This is a genomic window from Saccharothrix hoggarensis (assembly GCF_052936025.1).
This window is the reverse complement of record NZ_CP193624.1, coordinates 4084738-4103352: the sequence shown is the minus strand read 5'-3', so window position 1 is coordinate 4103352 and position 18615 is coordinate 4084738. Positions and strand designations below refer to the sequence as shown.

Annotated in this window: 7 protein-coding genes, 1 tRNA gene and 1 pseudogene; 6 read left to right on the top strand and 3 right to left on the bottom strand. The window is 70.7% G+C overall.

From position 1 onward, the window contains the following. Positions 1-238: 238 nt before the first annotated feature. Positions 239-1523 (top strand): annotated as a pseudogene (locus ACRAKH_RS18745) (IS256 family transposase); the annotation flags it as partial. Positions 1524-1757: 234 nt separating this feature from the next. Here the strand turns inward: ACRAKH_RS18745 and ACRAKH_RS18740 are convergent. Then, the gene (locus ACRAKH_RS18740; RefSeq protein WP_380718447.1) at positions 1758-2171 is read right to left on the bottom strand and encodes a hypothetical protein; all 414 of its coding nucleotides are present in this window, start codon (positions 2169-2171) and stop codon (positions 1758-1760) included. Continuing rightward, the gene (locus tag ACRAKH_RS18735) at positions 2168-3229 is read right to left on the bottom strand and encodes a tyrosine-type recombinase/integrase (RefSeq protein ID WP_380718294.1); all 1062 of its coding nucleotides are present in this window, start codon (positions 3227-3229) and stop codon (positions 2168-2170) included. Before ACRAKH_RS18735 ends, ACRAKH_RS18740 begins: the two co-directional genes overlap by 4 nt. 135 nt (positions 3230-3364) lie before the next feature. Between ACRAKH_RS18735 and ACRAKH_RS18730 the strand changes: the two genes are divergently transcribed. Beyond that, a complete protein-coding gene (locus ACRAKH_RS18730) occupies positions 3365-3610 on the top strand; it encodes a helix-turn-helix transcriptional regulator (protein WP_380718292.1) in 246 nt (81 codons plus the stop codon). Positions 3611-4024: 414 nt separating this feature from the next. Here the strand turns inward: ACRAKH_RS18730 and ACRAKH_RS18725 are convergent. Continuing rightward, positions 4025-4110 (bottom strand) — tRNA-Leu (locus tag ACRAKH_RS18725). 763 nt (positions 4111-4873) lie between these two features. On the opposite strand from ACRAKH_RS18725, the gene ACRAKH_RS18720 reads away from it, so the two are divergent. From ACRAKH_RS18720 to ACRAKH_RS18705, 4 genes are all read left to right on the top strand, one after another. Then, the gene (locus ACRAKH_RS18720; protein WP_380718291.1) at positions 4874-5788 is read left to right on the top strand and encodes a sterol desaturase family protein; all 915 of its coding nucleotides are present in this window, start codon (positions 4874-4876) and stop codon (positions 5786-5788) included. 111 nt (positions 5789-5899) lie between these two features. Further along, a complete protein-coding gene (locus ACRAKH_RS18715; RefSeq protein WP_447009149.1) occupies positions 5900-15217 on the top strand; it encodes a non-ribosomal peptide synthetase/type I polyketide synthase in 9318 nt (3105 codons plus the stop codon). After that, positions 15207-16910: a phytoene desaturase family protein gene (locus ACRAKH_RS18710; protein ID WP_380728568.1), complete on the top strand. Its 1704-nt coding sequence runs from the start codon at positions 15207-15209 to the stop codon at positions 16908-16910. Before ACRAKH_RS18715 ends, ACRAKH_RS18710 begins: the two co-directional genes overlap by 11 nt. Beyond that, on the top strand, positions 16907-18613 hold the full coding sequence (locus tag ACRAKH_RS18705) for a phytoene desaturase family protein (RefSeq protein ID WP_380728566.1): 1707 nt from the start codon (positions 16907-16909) through the stop codon (positions 18611-18613). Before ACRAKH_RS18710 ends, ACRAKH_RS18705 begins: the two co-directional genes overlap by 4 nt. Positions 18614-18615: the final 2 nt, after the last annotated feature.

The following is an 18615-nucleotide window of genomic DNA, read 5'->3' as shown; positions in this document are numbered from 1 at the left end:
ACTAACAGATGTTGGAAGCGAGGTGCGCGACCAGGTGAGCTGGTTCGCCGCGTGTCTGGGCGACTTCGATACCGCACGCGACCACTGCTACGCCGCGCTCAACCTGCACAGGAATCACAACAATCACGCGAGCGAGGCGGACACTCTGGACAGCCTCGCGTACGTTGCCCACCGCTGTGCCTGCCGAAAGGGACTGTAAAACGAGCGGTGTAACTCCTGATCAAGGATGGCGCACCTGATGACCGAGATGATGTCCGGCGTGGAGAACGTCGAGGACGCCAAGCCCGAGACCGCCTTGGAGGGCCTGGACGAGCAGCTGGTCGACCAGCTGGTCAGCCGGGCCCGCGCCGGTGGCCTGAAGCTCACCGGTGAGGGCGGGGTGCTCCAGCAGCTGACCAAGCGGCTGCTGGAGTCGGCCCTGGCGGGTGAGATCACCGATCACCTGGGCTACGACAAGCACGACCCGGCCGGCCGCGGGACGGGCAATTCGCGCAACGGCACCCGCTCGAAGTCCGTGCTCACCGACGTGGGTCCGTGGAGATCGACGTGCCGCGCGACCGCAACGCCGAGTTCGAGCCGCGGGTCGTGGCCGAGCGGCAGAAGCGCCTGACCGGCGTGGACGAGATGGTGATCTCGCTGTTCGCCAAGGGTCTGACCACCGGGGAGATCTCCGCGCACCTGGCCGAGATTTATGGCGCCGACGTATCCCGCCAGACCATCTCCACGATCACCGACAAGGTCGTGGAAGGCATGGTCGAATGGCAGAACCGGCCTCTCGACCCGGTCTACCCGGTGGTGTTCATCGACGCCATCCACGTCAAGATCCGCGACGGGCAGGTGGCCAACCGGCCGATCTACATGGCGATGGCCGTGACCTGCGAGGGCCACCGTGACATCCTCGGAATGTGGGCAGGGGACGGCGGCGAAGGCGCGAAGTACTGGCTGCACGTGCTCACCGAGCTGCGCAACCGCGGCGTCGCCGACGTGCTGATGCTGGTCTGCGATGGGCTGACCGGCCTGCCCGACGCGGTCACCACGGTCTGGCCGCGCACGATCGTGCAGACCTGCTCGTGCACCTGCTGCGCAACAGCTTCCGCTACGCCGGCCGCCAGCACTGGAACGCCATCGCCAGAGCCCTCAAACCCGTCTACACCGCCCCGACCGAGGCCGCCGCCAAGGAGCGGTTCGCGGAGTTTCGTCGACGCCTGGGGCGCCCGCTATCCGGCCATCGTCCGGCTCTGGGACAACGCCTGGGCCGAGTTCGTGCCCTTCCTCGCCTTCGACGTCGAGATCCGGCGGGTGATCTGCTCGACCAACGCCATCGAGTCCGTCAACGCCCGCATCCGCCGCGCAGTCAAGGCTCGCGGCCACTTCGGGAGTGGAGAGCGACGGCGGTCAGCGCCTGGCTCGCCGTGTCGTCCACGGACTTATCGAGCAGTGTCGGCAGGTCGTGGGGTGTGGAGTGCATCGCCGTCACCAGGGCCACGGCGTGCCGGACGGAGTCCACGGCCATGCCCGCGGCGTTCGGCGCCCTAGTGGCGCCTGCCGCGCGCACGCGCCGTTTGCTCTGTCTGCGGCGGTCCTTCTTCCTGCGGTTGGCTTTGCTCACAATCCCGTCCAGACGTCGGCGCAGTCCGACACCGCTTCAGCTCAAGCGGCGACTCTATCGGCAACGAGGCCCGAACGTCCGCCTTGACACCCGTCTGGCGTCAAGGCGGACGACTGGATCAGGCGGAGCCGTTCTACCCGTTGTCGGATCAGTCGACTGGTGTACTGAGCAGAGTCGTGAGTGCCCTGACCGGGTAGACGATCAACAGGTGCAGTTGTGGTGCGCCGAGCAGCGCGACGGTGTCGCCGGTGCGGATGCCGGTCAGGTCGCGGAGACCTGCGGGGATGAACACCTGGTGGCGGGTGTCGATTCGGTTCGGGCTGTCGGGGGCGAGTCCGATGGTGATCGCTTGGCCGCGTAGTCGTGCCGTGGTGGTCTGTCCTGGGTGCCAGTTCAGGGCGTTGAGTAGTTTGCGTGCCGGGGCTCTGCCGGAGTGGTCGAGGATTCCGGTGGTCAGCAGTAGTTCGGTGTCGTCGAGTTTCGGTGTGGCGTGGATCGTGGTTAGCGGTGGGGTCGGTTGGGGTGTGGGTGGGCTGAACAGTGGTGTGGGGCGTTCGGTCATGGTTGTGGGGTGAGGATGGGGAAGGCGGGGAGGCCGCTTTCGGGTGGGGGTGTGGTGGCCAGGGGGTGGGGTTCGCCGGTGTAGGCGGCGAGTGCGGTGGCGAGGTCGGCGATGGTGGGTTTGGTGTAGACGGCGGTGGTGTCGTCGCTGCGGGGGTGGGCGTGGCCTGCGTAGCCGCGGGCGATGGAGGGGCCGTAGTGGCGTTCGACCCAGGTGAGTGTGGTGTGGCGTAGCCAGTGGGTGGAGATGTTGCGGGCGGTGACCCAGGGGAGTCGGTCGCCGAGGCGTTGCCAGAGGCGGTCGTAGCGGCGGTGGTTGATCGGGTCGCCGTTGTTGTAGCGCAGCAGGGGTTCGGGAGTGGGTTTGCCGTTGCCGCGGTGTTGGCGGTGGGCCAGCAGTGAGGCGATCAGGGTGGGGCTGGCGGGTTGCCAGCGGACGGTGTCGTTCTTCTCGCGAAGCTGGATCAGGCAGGTGGTGGGTTCGATGTCCTCCTCGCGCAGGGCCAGTGCGCCGCCGCGTCGGCAGGCGGTCTCGAGGTGGAGGCGGAACAGCAGGGTGTCGAGCACGGTGTCGCGTCCGCTGGCGGTGACTGCGTCGGCCAGCCCGGTGATTTCGGCTGCGCTGAGGCCTTGTCGGGTGGTGGGGCGTCGTCGGGGTTTGGCGAGTTTCGCGGCGGGGTTGTGGTGGGGTGGCAGGAGGTTGTCGTTGATGGCGCGGGCGTAGACGGCGCGCATGGCGGACAGGAAGTGTTCGGCGACGGAGTGGCCGCCGCGGTCGTTGCGTCGCATGCGGCGGTTGGCGACCAGCAGCCGCATGAGGGCCTCGATCTCCGAGGGGGTGACCTCGTCGAGGCGTTTGTCGCCGAAGGTGTCGGTGATGTGGGCCCAGTAGGTGCCGTAGGTGCGTTTGGCGCCGGCGCCCGATGCCGCGATGACGTGGGGGATGTAGTCGCGGAAGGTGGGCAGGTCCGTGGGGACCCACATCAGGTCCTCGGGGGTGAGACCGAGTTGGGTCAGCAGCAGGCGGGCGGCTTGCACGGTCTTGGGGTCGGTGCTCAAGAGGTCCTCGCGTCGGTGGTCTTTGGCCGGAGTCCGGGGCGCTGAGCAGCGGTTTCGATCTTGCTCGGTGCCGGGCGGCAAGTTGTACCATCGTTGGTACGGACTCGCACGGCGACGCGTACCAACGTTGCCCCCGTGCCTGCGTCGCCGGTCCACCCGCTTCTCGCGGAGAACCGCGCGCGATTCGGCCACCGCCTCGCCGCCCTGCGTCAGAGTCGCGAGTGGACACAGGAACAGTTGGCAGAGGCCAGCGGATTCGACCGCAAGACCATCAACCGCATCGAGAACGGCCGACACTCGCCCAGCCTCGACCGCGTCTTCGTCCTCGCCGACGCGCTCGGCGTCGCACCGCTCGAACTCTTCCGCTGGCCGGAGTCCTGAACCACCCGATCGTGTGGCCCATGTGCGTTGTCCACATGTACGACGGTATGTCCAGTTCGGACTGACGTCAGGGGTCTGCTGCCGGAAGTCGGCAAGGGAGCCGGTATGTGCCGGTGATAGGCCCTGTGGGAGTGGCCAGCGCTTTGCAGGCCTGATTCGGCGTTCGGGGATGTCGGGTCGTGCGGACAGGTGGAAGCACGTCCGGTTGGCGGTCGCGTCGGCACCGGTCGGAAAATGTGAGAAGTATTCGTATCGGGGTGGTGGTTCAGCTCTTTCGACCACGCAGGAGCGGGAGAAATCCCCGCGCCGATGGGCCGTTCGGAGCAAAGGGGAGGTGTGGTCCAGGCCAAAAAGTAGCGCCTGGTGCTCGCGTGAGCACCAGGCGCTACTTTTTCACTGGAATTCCAGCCCAACTGGTGTCCGAGGGGGGACTTGAACCCCCACCCCCTTTCGGGGACTAGCACCTCAAGCTAGCGCGTCTGCCATTCCGCCACCCGGACCTTCGGCTCTCGCCGTGGTGTGTGCATAGGTTACATGATCGTTCTCGGTGGCCAAAATCGGGGTCCGTGGTTGGGTGGTTGTGGGGCGTTGTCGCTGGTCGGGCGACTGGCGGCCGTCGCGTCCGGACGCTGCGGAGGTTCGGCTCGCATGGTGTGGGGGTGGAGTCGGCGCGGGTGGGTCGTGGCGGTGACTGTGGGGAGTGGCGGGGGAGCGTTGGCGGTCGGGTGGCGGTGGGCCTGGTTGCCGGGGGTGGAGGGGTGGGTTCGGTGAGAGTTGAGGTCTGTCGACCGCACATTCGGGTGGTTGGGTGTGCCGGTGATCACACTCTAATAGGCTTAGGGGTTGTAAACCGCCCTGTTGCGGAATGGCGGGAAATCGGTGGCTGAGTTGTGGGGCCGGCGTTCGGGATCGGTGCAGTTCCGCACTGTCCGAACGGGACTGGTGCGGCCGGATGGCGGTCTGCCGCGAAACTGAGTCTAGGCCACGTGGGGCGAAATATTCCCATCCACCAACATGTTTTGTGCTCAACCAATCGGTGGATTGATGGTCAAATGACCGGTATGTACAGTCGAATAAGTAACTCGTCACCTGGAATTTAACGTGGTGGCGGCGTGCTGTTCATCTCACGGGGGCACCTCCGCCGGAGGGCTCTCGGTCGTGGTCAACGTCGACCACTCTCCTGCTGTCCGACCTGCAGGACGCTGCGGCCTCACGGCACGGCGTCCTTAATTGGCGTGCACAACTTCACCCGAGGGGGGACAGGTGGTCACTTCGCCACCGGACACGCGCGGGCAATCGGCGGTGCACGCGGTGTTGCGCCATGCGGCCTACCCGGTTCTCCTGCTGCTCGTGGTGGGTACCGGGGTGTGTGCGATCGTGCTGGAATGGGACCCGGCGGTGGTCAGTCCGCTGTTCCTGATCGGCGTCATCGGGTACTTCACCGCGCTCGAACGCATCATCCCCTTCAACCCCGAATGGCACCCGAACGCCCGTGAATGGGGCTGGTACGGCCTGTACTTCATCTTGACCGCGGTCGGGGCGGCGATCGCCCAGCTGCTGGTCACGCTGCTGGTGGGGGCGCTGGCGCCGACGGCGCCGTCGTGGCCTGCCTGGGCGGAACCGCCGGTGGCGCTGCTGCTCGGGTCGCTCGGCAGCTACGTCATGCACCGACTGGGGCACACGAACCGATTCCTCTGGCGATTCCACGGCGTGCACCACGTGCCGCAAAAAGTGAACGTCGCCAACAACGGCGTGAACCACGTCTTCGACATCGTCATCGCCCAGGGCGTCGTGCAGGTCTCGCTCGCCCTGGCCGGTTTCTCCGCACCGACGGTTCTCGCGGTCGGCATGTTCGTGACCGCTCAGGGCTACTTCACCCACGCGAACGTCGACGTGGGCATCGGCCGGCTCAACCACGTGCTGGCCAGTCCCGAACAACACCGCCTCCACCACAGCTCGAATCCGGCCGAAGCGGGGCACTACGGCTCCGACCTCGCGATCTGGGACCACCTCTTCCGCAGCTACACGTGGGCTCCGGGACGGGTTCCGGCCGCTATCGGCCTTTTCGACCCCACGTCGTTCCCCCGCACCGACGCGTTCCTGGCGAGCTTCCTGCACCCGTTCCGGCCGCGACGGCGCGCCGCCAATCGGGCCACCGCACCGGAGCCGCCTGCCTAGACGAAGGCGACGTCACACCCTGCGCCGGCTTTTCGCCGGATCTCCTCACGCGACGCTCCGCACTCCGCGGCGGTGCCTGGTCGCGCTGCTCTCGAAAAGGACTGCGACTCCATGCCAGAAAGCATTTCCCCGACCTCCCCGGACGACCGCTTCGCGATAATCGGGATCGGCTGCCGCCTGCCCGGTGGCGCCTCCGATCACCGCGCCTACTGGCGGAACCTCCTGGACGGCAAGGACTGCATCACCGACACCCCGCCGGACCGCTACGACGTCGGCACGCTCGGCAGCCGTGACAAGACCAAGCCCGGCAGGCTGGTCGGCGGGCGCGGCGGCTACATCGACGGCTTCGACGAGTTCGACCCGGCGTTCTTCGGCATCAGCCCCCGCGAGGCCGAGTACATGGACCCGCAGCAGCGCAAGCTCCTGGAGGTCGCGTGGGAGGCGCTGGAGGACGGCGGTCAGCGTCCCGGTGAGCTGGCCGGCGCGGACGTCGGTGTGTTCGTCGGCGCCTTCACCCTCGACTACAAGATCCTCCAGTTCGCCGACCTGGGCTTCCGCACCCTGGCCGCGCACACCGCCACCGGCACGATGATGACGATGGTGTCGAACCGGATCTCGTACTGCTTCGACTTCCGCGGACCCAGCGTCTCGATCGACACGGCGTGCAGCTCGTCGCTGGTGGCGGTGCACCTGGCTTGCCAGAGCCTGCGCCGCGGTGAGACGAGCCTCGCCCTGGCGGGCGGCACGTTGCTGCACCTCACCCCGCAGTACACGATCGCCGAGACCAAGGGCGGGTTCCTGTCGCCGCAGGGACTCTCGCGCACCTTCGACGCCTCCGCCGACGGGTACGTGCGCGCCGAGGGCGTGGGCGTGGTGGCGATCAAGCGCCTGGCCGACGCCGAGCGCGACGGCGACCCGATCCACGCCGTGATCATCGGCAGCGGCGTCAACCAGGACGGCCGCACGAACGGCATCACCGTGCCCAGCGCCGACGCGCAGGTGCGGCTGATCAAGCAGGTGTGCGCGGACGCGGGCATCACGCCCGGCGACCTCCAGTACGTGGAGGCGCACGGCACCTCCACGCCGGTCGGCGACCCGATCGAGGCGAACGCGCTGGGCCGGGCGCTGGCCGAGGGCCGTGCGCCCGGCGCGCCCGTCTACGTCGGCTCGGTGAAGACGAACATCGGCCACACCGAGTCCGCGGCGGGCATCGCCGGCCTGATCAAGACCGCGCTGGCGCTGGAACACCGGCTCATCCCGCCGCACATCAACCTCGAACGGGTCAACCCGGAGATCGACCTGGACGCGCTGCCGTACGACATCCCCACCGAGGTGGTGCCGTGGCCGGAGCACGAGGGTCCGGCGCGGGCGGGCGTGAACTCGTTCGGCTTCGGCGGCACCAACGCGCACGTGCTGCTGGAGGAGGCTCCGCCTCGGCGTGCGCCGCGGAACGACGCCGTCACGGCGCCGGCCCGCACCGTGCTGCCGCTGTCCGCCCGCGATCCGGGCGCGCTGGCCGAGCTGGCCGGCGGCATCCGCCGTGAACTGGCCGAAGGCGCTTCGGTCGCGGACGTCGGCTACACGCTGGCGCACCGGCGGCAGCACCACGAGCACCGGTTGGCGATCACCTACTCCACGGCGGAAGACCTGGACGCCGCGTTAGCGGCCCACGAGCGCGGCGAAGCGCACCCCGACGTGGTGGAGAACCAGGCGCCCGCCGACGGGCGGAACCCGGTGTGGGTGTTCACGGGCATGGGCCCGCAGTGGTGGGCGATGGGCCGCGGGATGCTGGCGTCCGAACCGGTGTACCGCGAGGTGATCGAGCGGGTCGACGCCGAGATCCGCCGCCAGGCGGGCTGGTCGCTGATCGAGCTGATGGCGGCCGACGAGGCCGACTCGGCGATGGGGGAGACGTGGCTCGCCCAGCCCGCGAACTTCGCGGTGCAGGTCGCGCTGGCGGCGGTGTGGCGGTCGCGGGGCGTGAGCCCGGCCGCCATCGTCGGGCACAGCACCGGCGAGATCGCCGCTTTCTGCGAGGCGGGCGTGTACTCGCTGGCCGACGCCGTGGACGTCGTGCTGCAGCGCAGCCGGCTCCAGCAGAAGCTCGTCGGCACCGGCACGATGCTCGCCGTCGGCCTGACCGAGGACGACGCCGGCGCCCGCGTGCTGCCCTACGGCGACCGCGTGTCCGTCGCCGCCGTCAACTCCCCGACCGCGGTGACGCTGGCCGGTGACGCGGACGCCCTCGAGGAGCTGCGCGAGGCGCTGACCCGTGACGGTGTGTTCGCCAAGTTCCTGGCCGTCCGTGTGCCGTACCACAGCGCCCGCATGGAGGCGATCAAGGACGAGCTGATCACCGCGCTGTCCGGGTTGCGCGCCCGGGAGGCCGTGGTCCCGCTGTACCTGACCGGCCGCGAGGGGCGTGCGCGCGGGCCGGAGCTGGACGGCGGGTACTGGTGGGACAACGTGCGCGACCGCGTGCGGTTCCGCGCCGCCGTGGACGCCATCGCCGCCGACGGCCACCGGCTGTTCCTGGAGATCGGGCCGCACCCCGTGCTGGCGCACTCCATCGCCGAGTGCCTGGCCGCGCACGGCGTCGAAGGCCGCGCCGTGCCGTCGATCCGCCGCCAGGAGGACGAGCCCGCGCGGCTCCACCGGTCCCTGGCGGAGCTGCACACGCTGGGCGTGCCGGTGGACTGGGCGGTGCTGCAGCCCGCGGGCGCGACGATCCCGCTGCCGCGCTACCCGTGGCGGCGCGACCGCTACTGGGTGGAGCCGGCGCCGGTCGAGCAGGTCCGACTGGGGCACCGCGACCACCCGCTGCTGGGCCGTCGCGTCGAGGGCGCGGAGCCCACGTGGGAGGCCCGCATCGACGTCGAGGACCTGCCGTACCTCGACGACCACCGCATCGAGGACAACGCGCTGTTCCCCGCCGCAGGGTACGTCGAGATGGTCGCGCAGGCCGTCCGGGCGCTGACCGGCGGCGCGTCGGCGGCCATCGCCGACCTGGAACTGCGCAAAGCGCTCTTCGTGTCCGACACCGAGTCCCGGCTGGTGCGGCTGTCGTTCTCCGGCGAGAACGCCGGGTTCACCGTCGCCTCGGTCACCGACGGCGCCCAGGAACGCGTCGTGCACGCGGCGGGGGTCGTCCGGGCCGGGCAGCGGGGCGAGCCCGGCGCACCGCCCGACCTCGACGCCATCCGCGCCCGGACCGAGCGCGTCGCGGGCTCGGACTGCTACGCCGCGCTGGCCGGTCTCGGCTACCACTACGGGCCCGCCTTCCAGGGCATCGACGAGGTCTGGGTGGCCGAGGGCGAGGCGTTGGCGCGCATCCGACCGACCGCGGGCATCGACGCCGCCGGGCACCACGTGCACCCGGTGCTGCTCGACTCGTGCTTCCAGACCTTGTTGACGCCGCTGCTGGCCGCGGGTCCGGCCGCCGGGTCGACGGGCATCCGGCTGCCGCTGTCGATCGGGGAGGTCCGGCTCGACCCGGTGGGCGACCAGGAGTTGTGGGCGCACGCCGTGATCACCGACCGCGACGGCGGCGACCTGGTCGGCGACATCCACGTCTACACCGCCGACGGCACGCCGCTCGGCCACGTCCGCGGGTTCCGCGCCGCCGACGTCGAGAAGGCCGCCACGGCGGTCGGCCGGTCCACCATCGACAGCTGGCTGGCCAAGGTGGCGTGGACGGCGTGCCCGCCCGCGCCCGAGCCGGACCGGGCCGAGGGCCGCTGGCTGCTGCTGGCCGACGCCGGCGGTGTCGCCGACGAGCTCGCGGTCGCGTTGCGCGCCACGGGCAGGCACTGCCACCTCGTGCGCCCCGGCCGCGGCTACCGGCGTGGCCGGTGGGAGTCCACGGTGACGCCGGGGGAGTCCGCCGACCTGTCCCGGCTGGCCGCCGACCTCGCCGACGAGCACGGCACGCCGTTCGAGGGCGTGGTGCACCTGTGGAACCTGGACGCGCCGGACGTGGACGGCCTGTCCCGCACGGACCTCGACCAGAGCACGGACCTGGGCGCGTACTCGCTGGTCGTCCTCGCGCAGGCGCTGCTCGCGGGCGAGCTGACGGGCAGGCTGCACGTCGTCACGCGCGGCGCGCAGGCCGTGTTGGACGGCGACCCGGTGCGGCCGCTGGGCGCCCGGGCGTGGGGGATCGGCCGGGTGCTGTGGCACCAGGAGCTGACCGCCCACCGCGGCAAGCTGGTCGACCTGGCGCCGACCCGCCCGGACGGACCCGACGCCCGCCGCGCCGAGGTCGACGCGCTGCTGCGCGAAGTGCTCGCGCCCGTCGACGCGGAGGTCGACGGCGTCGGCGTGGTCGACGAGATCGCCCTGCGCGGCACGGACCGGCACACCAGCCGGCTGCGGTCGGCCGCGCCCGGGCTGACCCGCCCGCTGCCGCTGCGCCTGCGTTCCGACGGCAGCTACCTGGTCACCGGCGCGTTCGGCGCGCTGGGCAGGCTGCTCTGCCGGACGCTGGCCGCCCGCGGCGCGCGCCGGCTGGTCCTCGTCGGCCGCACGCGGCTGCCGGAACGCGCCTGGTGGAGCATGCTCGACCGGGACAGCGCCGCCGGGCGGGCGGTGCGGTTCGTGCGCGACCTGGAAGCCCTGGGCGCGCAGGTGATCCTGGCGCCCATCGACGTCACCGACGAGCCGGCGCTCGTGTCGTGGCTGGCGGACTACCGCCGTGACCACGCCCAGCCGATCCGGGGCGTGTTCCACCTGGCCGGACACGTACGCGACACGCTCGTCCCGGCGATGGACCGCACCGGCTTCGACGCGGTGCACGACCCGAAGGTCGTCGGCGCGCACCTGCTGCACCAGCACCTGCGCGACGAGCCGCTGGACCACTTCGTGCTGTTCGCCTCGATCGCGTCGCTGCTGACGACCGCGGGACAGGCCAACTACGCCGCCGGCAACGCCTTCCTGGACGCCTTGGCGCACCACCGCCGTGCCAAGGGCCTGCCCGCGTTGAGCATCGACTGGGGGCCGTGGGCCACCGGCATGATCGAGGAGCTGGGGCTGGTCGAGCACTACCGCGTCAGCCGCGGGATGAGCTCGCTGTCGCCGGAAGCGGGGATGGCCGCGCTGGAGCGGGTGATCGGCCAGGAGGACGCCCAACTGCTGGTGGCGACCGTCGTCGACTGGCCCGCCTTTCTCTCGTGGTACGGCACGCCGCCGCCGCTGGTGAGCGAACTCGCCGCCGCGGCCGCCGACACCGCGCCCGCGGAGTCCGGCAGCTTCCTGGACGCGTTCCGCGACGCCGACGCCCAGACCCGCCGCGCGCTGGTGGCCGAGCGGTTCACCGGCATCGTGGCCACCGTGCTGCGGGTGCCGCCGGAGCAGGTCGAGCCGTCGTCCGGCCTCACCGCCGCCGGGTTGGACTCGCTGCTGGCGATGGAGCTGCGGGCCCGGATCACGACCGAGCTGCGGGTCAGCCTGCCCGTGGTCGCGCTGCTCAGCGGCAGCCCCGTGGCCGAGCTGATCGACCAGGTGCACGCCGGCCTGATCGCGCACGCGGCCACCGGCGACCGCGAGGAGACCGCGGTGGAGGTGTTCACCGACGAGCACCGGTTCCCGCTGACCCAGAACCAGAAGGCGCTGTGGTTCCTCAAGCAGCTCAACCCCGACGGCTTCGCCTACAACATCGGCGGCGCGGTCGAGGTGACCGCGGAACTCGACCCCGAGCTGATGTTCGACGCCGTGCGCACCCTGATCGCTCGGCACCCATTGCTGCGCGCCAACTTCACGATGGAGAAGGGGCAGGCGGTCCAGCAGATCTCGGCGTCCGTCGAGGCCGACGTCGCGCTGTTCGACGTCGCCGACCGGGACTGGGACGAGATCTACCGGATAATCATCGCCGAGTACCGCGCGCCCTACGACCTGGAGCGCGACCCGCTCGTCCGCTTCCGGCTGTTCCGCCGCGGCCCGGACCGCTGGGTGATCATGAAGGCGGTGCACCACATCGTCTCCGACGCCATCTCCACCTTCACGTTCATTGAGGAGCTGCTGGCCGTCTACGAGGGCCTGCGCCGGGGCGAGCCGGTGGAGCTGCCCGAGCCGACCGCGCAGTACCTTGACTTCCTCAACTGGCAGAACAGGTTCCTGGCCGGCCCGGACGCCGGTCGGATGCTGGAGTACTGGCGCGGGCACCTGCCCGAGCGGACCCCCGTGCTCAACCTGCCGACCGACAAGCCGCGGCCGGTCGTGCAAACCGACAACGGCGCCTCGGAGTTCTTCGTCCTGGACACCGCGCTGAGCGCGCGGGTGCACGACCTGGCCCGCGAGCACGACGTGACGGTGTTCGTGGTGCTGCTGGCCGCGTACTACGTGCTGCTCAGCCGCTACTCCGGGCAGGACGACATCATCGTCGGCAGCCCCGTCACCGGCCGCACGGAGAAGGAGTTCGGCTCCGTCTACGGCTACTTCGTCAACCCGCTGCCGCTGCGCGCGGACCTGTCCGGCGACCTCGACGTCGGCCGCCTGCTCGGCCAGGTCCGCTCGACCGTCCTCAACGGACTGGACAACCAGGAGTACCCGTTCGTGCTGCTGGTGGACGAGCTGGGGCTGCGCCACGACCCGAGCCGGTCGGCCGTGTTCCAGGCGATGTTCATCCTCCTGGCGCACAAGGTGTCGACCGAGAAGTACGGCTACCGCCTGGAGTACGTCGAGCTGCCGGAGGAGGAAGGCCAGTTCGACCTCACCCTCTCCGTCTACGAGGACGAGGCGGACCGGCGCTTCCACTGCGCGTTCAAGTACAACACCGACCTGTTCTTCGCCGAGACGGTGAGCAGGATGGCCGGGCACTACGTGACGCTGCTCGACAGCCTGACCCGCGCGCCCGCCGAGAAGCCCGTCACCGAGCTGACCCTGCTCGGCGAGGACGAGCGCGCGGACATCCTCGACGGGTGGAGCGGCGTGACGCGCACCGCGCCCGCCGACGCGCCGGTGACGACGTTGATCTCCGCCGCCGCGGCGGCCACCCCGGACGCCGTCGCGGTGGTCACGCCGACGGACACGGGCGCCGACCGGCTCACCTACGCCGAACTGGAACGGAGGTCCACGGCGCTGGCCCGCGTGCTGCGCGCCGAGGGCGTGCGGGCCGGGTCGGTGGTGGCGCTGTGCCTGGAGAAGTCGGCCGACCTGGTCGTGACGCTGCTCGCCGTGCTCAAGGCGGGTGGCGCCTACCTGCCGCTGGACCCGGACTACCCGGCCGAACGACTCGACCACATGGTCCGCACCGCCGGCGCCGCGCTGCTGCTGGCCGACGCGCGCACCCGCGACCGGCTGACCGGGCTGCCCGTGCCGGTCACCGACGTGGCCGACCTCGCCCTCGACGTGGACGGCGGCCCCGGGCTGGAGCCCGTCGACCTCGACAGCCCCGCGTACGTCATCTTCACGTCCGGGTCCACCGGCACGCCGAAGGCCGTCCGGGTCGACCACCGCAACCTCGCGTCGGCGTTCGCCGCGTGGCGGCAGGAGTACCGGCTCGACACCGACGCGCGGGTGCACCTGCAGATGGCGGGCTTCGCGTTCGACGTGTTCACGGGCGACCTGGTCCGGGCGCTGTGCTCGGGCGGCTCGCTGGTGCTGGTGTCGCGCGACCTGCTCTTCGACACCGCCCGCCTGCACGACACGATGGTGGCCGAGCACGTCGACGCGGCCGAGTTCGTCCCCGCCGTCGTGCGCGGGCTGATGAACCACTGCGACCGCACCGGCGCGCGGCTGGACTTCATGAAGCTGGTCGTCGTCGGCTCGGACGTGTGGAAGGTCGAGGAGTACCGGCGGCTCAAGGCGTTGTGCGGCCCGGACACCCGGCTGGTCAACTCCTACGGCCTCACCGAGGCCACGATCGACAGCACCTACTTCGACGGGCCGGTCGACGACCTGGAACCCGGCCGCGTGGTGCCGATCGGCCGACCGTTCCCGAACACCGCGCTCTACGTGCTGGACGAGCGGGGAGAGCCGGTGCCGCAGGGCGTCGTCGGCGAGCTGTGGATCGGCGGCGACGGCGTCGCCGCGGGCTACCTCGGAGACCCCGGGCAGACCGCGCTGCGCTTCGCCACCCGTGAGCTGCACGGCCGCGAGGTGCGGTTGTACCGCACCGGAGACCTGGCCCGCTGGACGGCGGGCGGAGTGGTCGAACTGCTGGGCCGGGCCGACGGCCAGGTGAAGGTGCACGGTCACCGGGTCGAGGTCGGCGAGGTCGAGAGCCGGTTGACCCGTTGGCCCGGCGTCGCCCAGGCGGTGGTGCTGGTCCGTCCCGACGCGCGCGGCGAGGACACCCTCTTCGCCTACTGCGTGCCGGCGGAGGGCGCCGACTTCGACCCCCGCGCCCTGCGCGCCCACCTGGGCGAGTACCTGCCGACGTTCATGATCCCCGCCCACCTCGTGGCGGTGCCGGAACTGCCCCTGACCGCCAACGGCAAGGTCGACGTGGACGCCCTGCCGCTGCCCGTCGCGGCGGACGCCGCCGACCACGAGCCGCCGGTCACCCTGTACGAGGTCCGCACCGCCAAGCACTGGCAGTCCCTGCTCGCCGTGGACCACGTCGGCCTGGACCAGGACTTCTTCGAGTCCGGCGGCAGTTCGATCGCGCTGATCGAGCTGATCCACCACCTCCAGACCGAGTTCGCCATCACCATCCCCGTCAGCCTGCTGTTCCGGGTCACCACCCTGCGCGGCATGGCGAAGACGGTCGAGCACATCGTCACCGGGCAGATCGCCGGCGCCAAGCCGTACCTCGTGTTCAACCCCGACCGGGAGGCCGCGCTGTTCTGCTTCCCGCCCGCGGGCGGCCACGGGTTGGTCTACCGGCTGCTGGCCGGGCACCTGTCCGAGTTCCGGCTCACCGCGTTCAACTACGTGTCCGGTGACGGGAAGGTGGCCGAGTACGCCGACCTGGTCGAGTCCGTCCAGCCGCAGGGGCCGTACCGCCTGTTCGGCTACTCGCTCGGCGGCAACCTCGCGTTCGAGGTCGCCAAGGAGCTGGAACGGCGCGGGCACGCCGCCGCGCACGTGGTGATCATGGACTCCTACCGCATCCCGGAGCGGTTCACGCTCGCCGACGAGCACGTCGCCGAGTTCGAGCACGAGCTGGCCGCGCACCTGCACCGGCACACCGGTTCCGCCACCGTGGCGGAGGAGACCATGCGGCAGGCCCGCGAGTACCTGCACCACTCCAGCCGCACGCCGAACGTCGGCACGGTGTCCGGGCCCGTCACGGTGATCTCCGACGAGCACAAGGTGGAGTTCTACGCCGCGTCCGAGCACGGCACGTGGCACGGCAGCTCCGCCGCGGGCACCACGGTGCTCGCCGGGTCCGGCGCGCACGCCGAGATGCTCGACGGCGAGCACCTGGCGCACAACGCCGACCTGCTGCGCGGCGTCCTCACCGCGGGAGGCGCCCGCGATGTCGCCTAGCACCAGGGTCCCCTGGGACCGGCGGACGCGGACGTCCGGCGACCGGCCGCGCGTCATCGTGATCGGCGCGGGCATGGCGGGCATGGCGGTCGGCTGCTACGGGCAGATGAGCGGCCTGGAGACGCGGATCTTCGAGTCGCACGTGCTGCCCGGCGGCTGCTGCACGGCCTGGGCCCGCGAGGGCTACCTGTTCGACTACTGCATCGACTGGCTCAACGGCACCGCGCCCGGCAACGAGGCCAACCAGGTCTGGCGGGAGCTGGGCGCGCTGGACGGCAAGGCGATCACCCGGTTCGACGAGATCAACCGGGTGGTCGCCGAGGACGGCCGCTCGGTCACCTTCCACACCGACCCCGACCGGCTCCAGGCGGAGCTGGAGGCGTGCTCGCCCGCGGACGCGGCGAAGATCCGGCGGTTCTGCGCCGACCTGCGCCGCTTCGTCCGGCTGGAGATCCACCCGTTCCTCACGCCGACGCCGCTCATGTCGTGGCGGGAGAAGCTGAGGATGCTCGGCAAGGTGCTGCCCGCGCTGGGGCTGTTCCGGCGGACCGGCGGCACGCAGATGGCCGACTTCGCCGACAGCCTGAGCGACCCGTTCCTGGCCGCGGCGTTGCGGAACATGTTCTACCAGGACCCGCGGACCTTCGCGCTCATCCCGTTCCACTACACGATGGCCGAGGCGCACAAGGGCAACGTGGGCATGCCGCAGGGCGGGTCGCTCGGCCTGGCCCGGTCGGTCGAGGAGCGCTACCTCGGCCTCGGCGGGCGCATCGACTTCCGCGCCAAGGTCACCCGCGTGCTGGTCGAGGACGGGCGCGCGGTCGGCGTGGAGCTGCGCAACGGCGAACGGCACTACGCCGACCACGTCGTGGCGGCCGGCGACGTGCACACCACCGTGACCAAGCTCCTCGGCGGCGAGTACACCAACCCGCGGCTGGACACCTTGTTCACCGAGGTGGCGCCGGACCCCGAGCAGCTGTACCCGGCGGTCGTGTCGGTGTTCGTCGGCTTCCGCGGCGACGTGGCCGCCGACGAACCGGTCAGCACGACGTACCTCCTGCCGGAGGAGGACGTCGCCCGCCTGCCCGGCGTGCTGCAGAAGAGCCTGGTCGTGCACCTGCGGTCCCGCCTGATCGCGGGGCTCGCGCCCGAGGGCCGGTCGCTGATCCACTGCACCTACTTCAGCGACTACGACACGTGGAAGGCGCTGAGGTCCACCGACCGCCGGGCCTACTGGGACCTCAAGCGGCAGCTGGCGGCGTTCATCAGGGAGTTCCTGGAACGGCGCTTCCCCGGCATCGACGAGCGGGTGGAGGTGGTCCAGGTGGCCACCCCCGCCACCACCGAGCGCTACACCGGCAACCACCGGGGCTCGATCCTGGGCTGGAAGTCGCCCAAGGCCGACGACCTGGTGGACGACCTGATCGCCAAGGACCGGCTGGCGCTGCCCGGCTTGGCCGGCTTCCACCTCGCCGGGCAGTGGGTCGGCAGCGGCGGCCTGCTGCGGGCCGCGGCGTCGGGGCGGTTCGCCGCCCAGTACCTGTGCCGCGAGCTGGGCGTGCCGTTCCACGCCGAGGAGAGCCGCGGCGCCGAGCCCTGGCAAGCGGGCAAGCTCGGCGACCTCCCCCAACTGGACAACTGGACCGAGCGCCCCCGGGCCGCCCGACCGACAGCGAGGACGTCACGGACATGACCCGCGCGCGACGCAAGACGATGATCGTCATCGGCGCCGGCCTCGGTGGGCTGTCCACCGGGTGCTACGCCCAGATGAACGACTACGACAGCCGGATCTTCGAGATGCACGAGATCCCCGGCGGGTGCTGCACCGCCTGGGACCGCGGCGAGTTCACGTTCGACTGCTGCATCAGCTGGCTGCTCGGCAACGGACCGGGCAACGAGATGCACCAGATCTGGCTGGAGCTGGGCGCGTTGCAGGGCAAGCAGATGCGCCACTTCGACGTGTTCAACATCGTGCGCGGCCGGGACGGGCGCTCGGTGTACTTCTACTCCGACCCCGACCGGCTCGAAGCGCACCTGCTCGACCTGTCCCCGGCCGACGCCAAGCTGATCCGCGACTTCTGCGGCGGCCTGCGCAAGTTCCGCCGGGCGCTCGCGGTGTACCCGTTCCTCAAGCCGGTCGGGCTCATGGGCACGGTGGAGCGGATGAGGATGCTGGCCTCGTTCGTCCCGTACTTCAACGTGGTCCGCAAGTCCATCGGCACCCTCATGACGGACTACTCGGCGCGGTTCCGCGACCCGTTGCTGCGCGAGGCGTTCAATTACGTGCTCTACGAGAAGCACCCCGCGTTCCCGGTGCTGCCGTTCTACTTCCAGCTCGCCTCGCACGCGAACCTGTCCGCCGGCGTCCCGGAGGGCGGCTCGCTGGGGCTGGCCCGGTCCATCGAGCAGCGCTACCTGCGGTTGGGCGGGCAGGTCACCTACAACGCCAAGGTCGAGGAGATCATCGTCGAGGACGGCCGGGCGGCCGGCGTGCGGCTCGACGACGGCCGGGAGTTCCGCGCCGACGTCGTGGTGTCCGCCGCCGACGGGCACACCACGATGATGAAGTTCCTCAAGGGCCGGTACCTCAACGACGAGTACCGGGAGCTGTACACGGAGACGATGGCGAAGCCCGGCATGGTGTTCCCCGGTTACGTGTGCCTGTTCCTCGGCCTGAACCGGCCCGTGCCCGAGGGCGACCCGTGCACCACCCACCTGCTGACCGACGAGGAGAAGGCCGACCTCGTCGGCATCCGGGACGCCAGCATCAACATCCAGTTCCGCAGCGCGCACTACCCGGAGCTGTCGCCCGAGGGCACCACCGTGGTCTACATGACCTACTTCGCGGACATCGCGCCGTGGCGCGCGGTGGACGACTTCCCGGAGCAGGTGACGCGACGACGTGGCGGCGAGGTGCTGCACACGTTGCCCGTCAAGCACGGCCGCGAGTACTACGCGACCAAGCGGAAGACCCGGCTGGCCCTGATGCGGTACCTCGAGAAGCGCTACCCGGGCATCACGGACTCGGTGGTGGCCCGCGACCTGTCCACCCCGCTCACGCAGGTCAGGTACACCGGCAACTACGACGGCACGGTGCTCGGCTGGCAGCCGTTCGTCGACAGCGGCGAGACGCTGGAGGAGCTGGTGAAGAAGTACGGGCCCGGCCTGCCGGGGCTGCGCGACTTCTACCAGTCGGGCGTGTGGGCGACCACGGGCGGCCTGATCCGCGCCGCCGCCGCGGGCCGCCAGGTGATGCAGTTCGTGTGCCGCGACGACGGCGTCCCGTTCACCGCGCACGTGGACGACTTCGCGCCGCCGCCGACCCACGTGGTCATTCCGGTGGGACCGGGGGAGGCGCGCAGGAAGGTGCAAGCCCACTCGACGAGCGGCGTGTGACG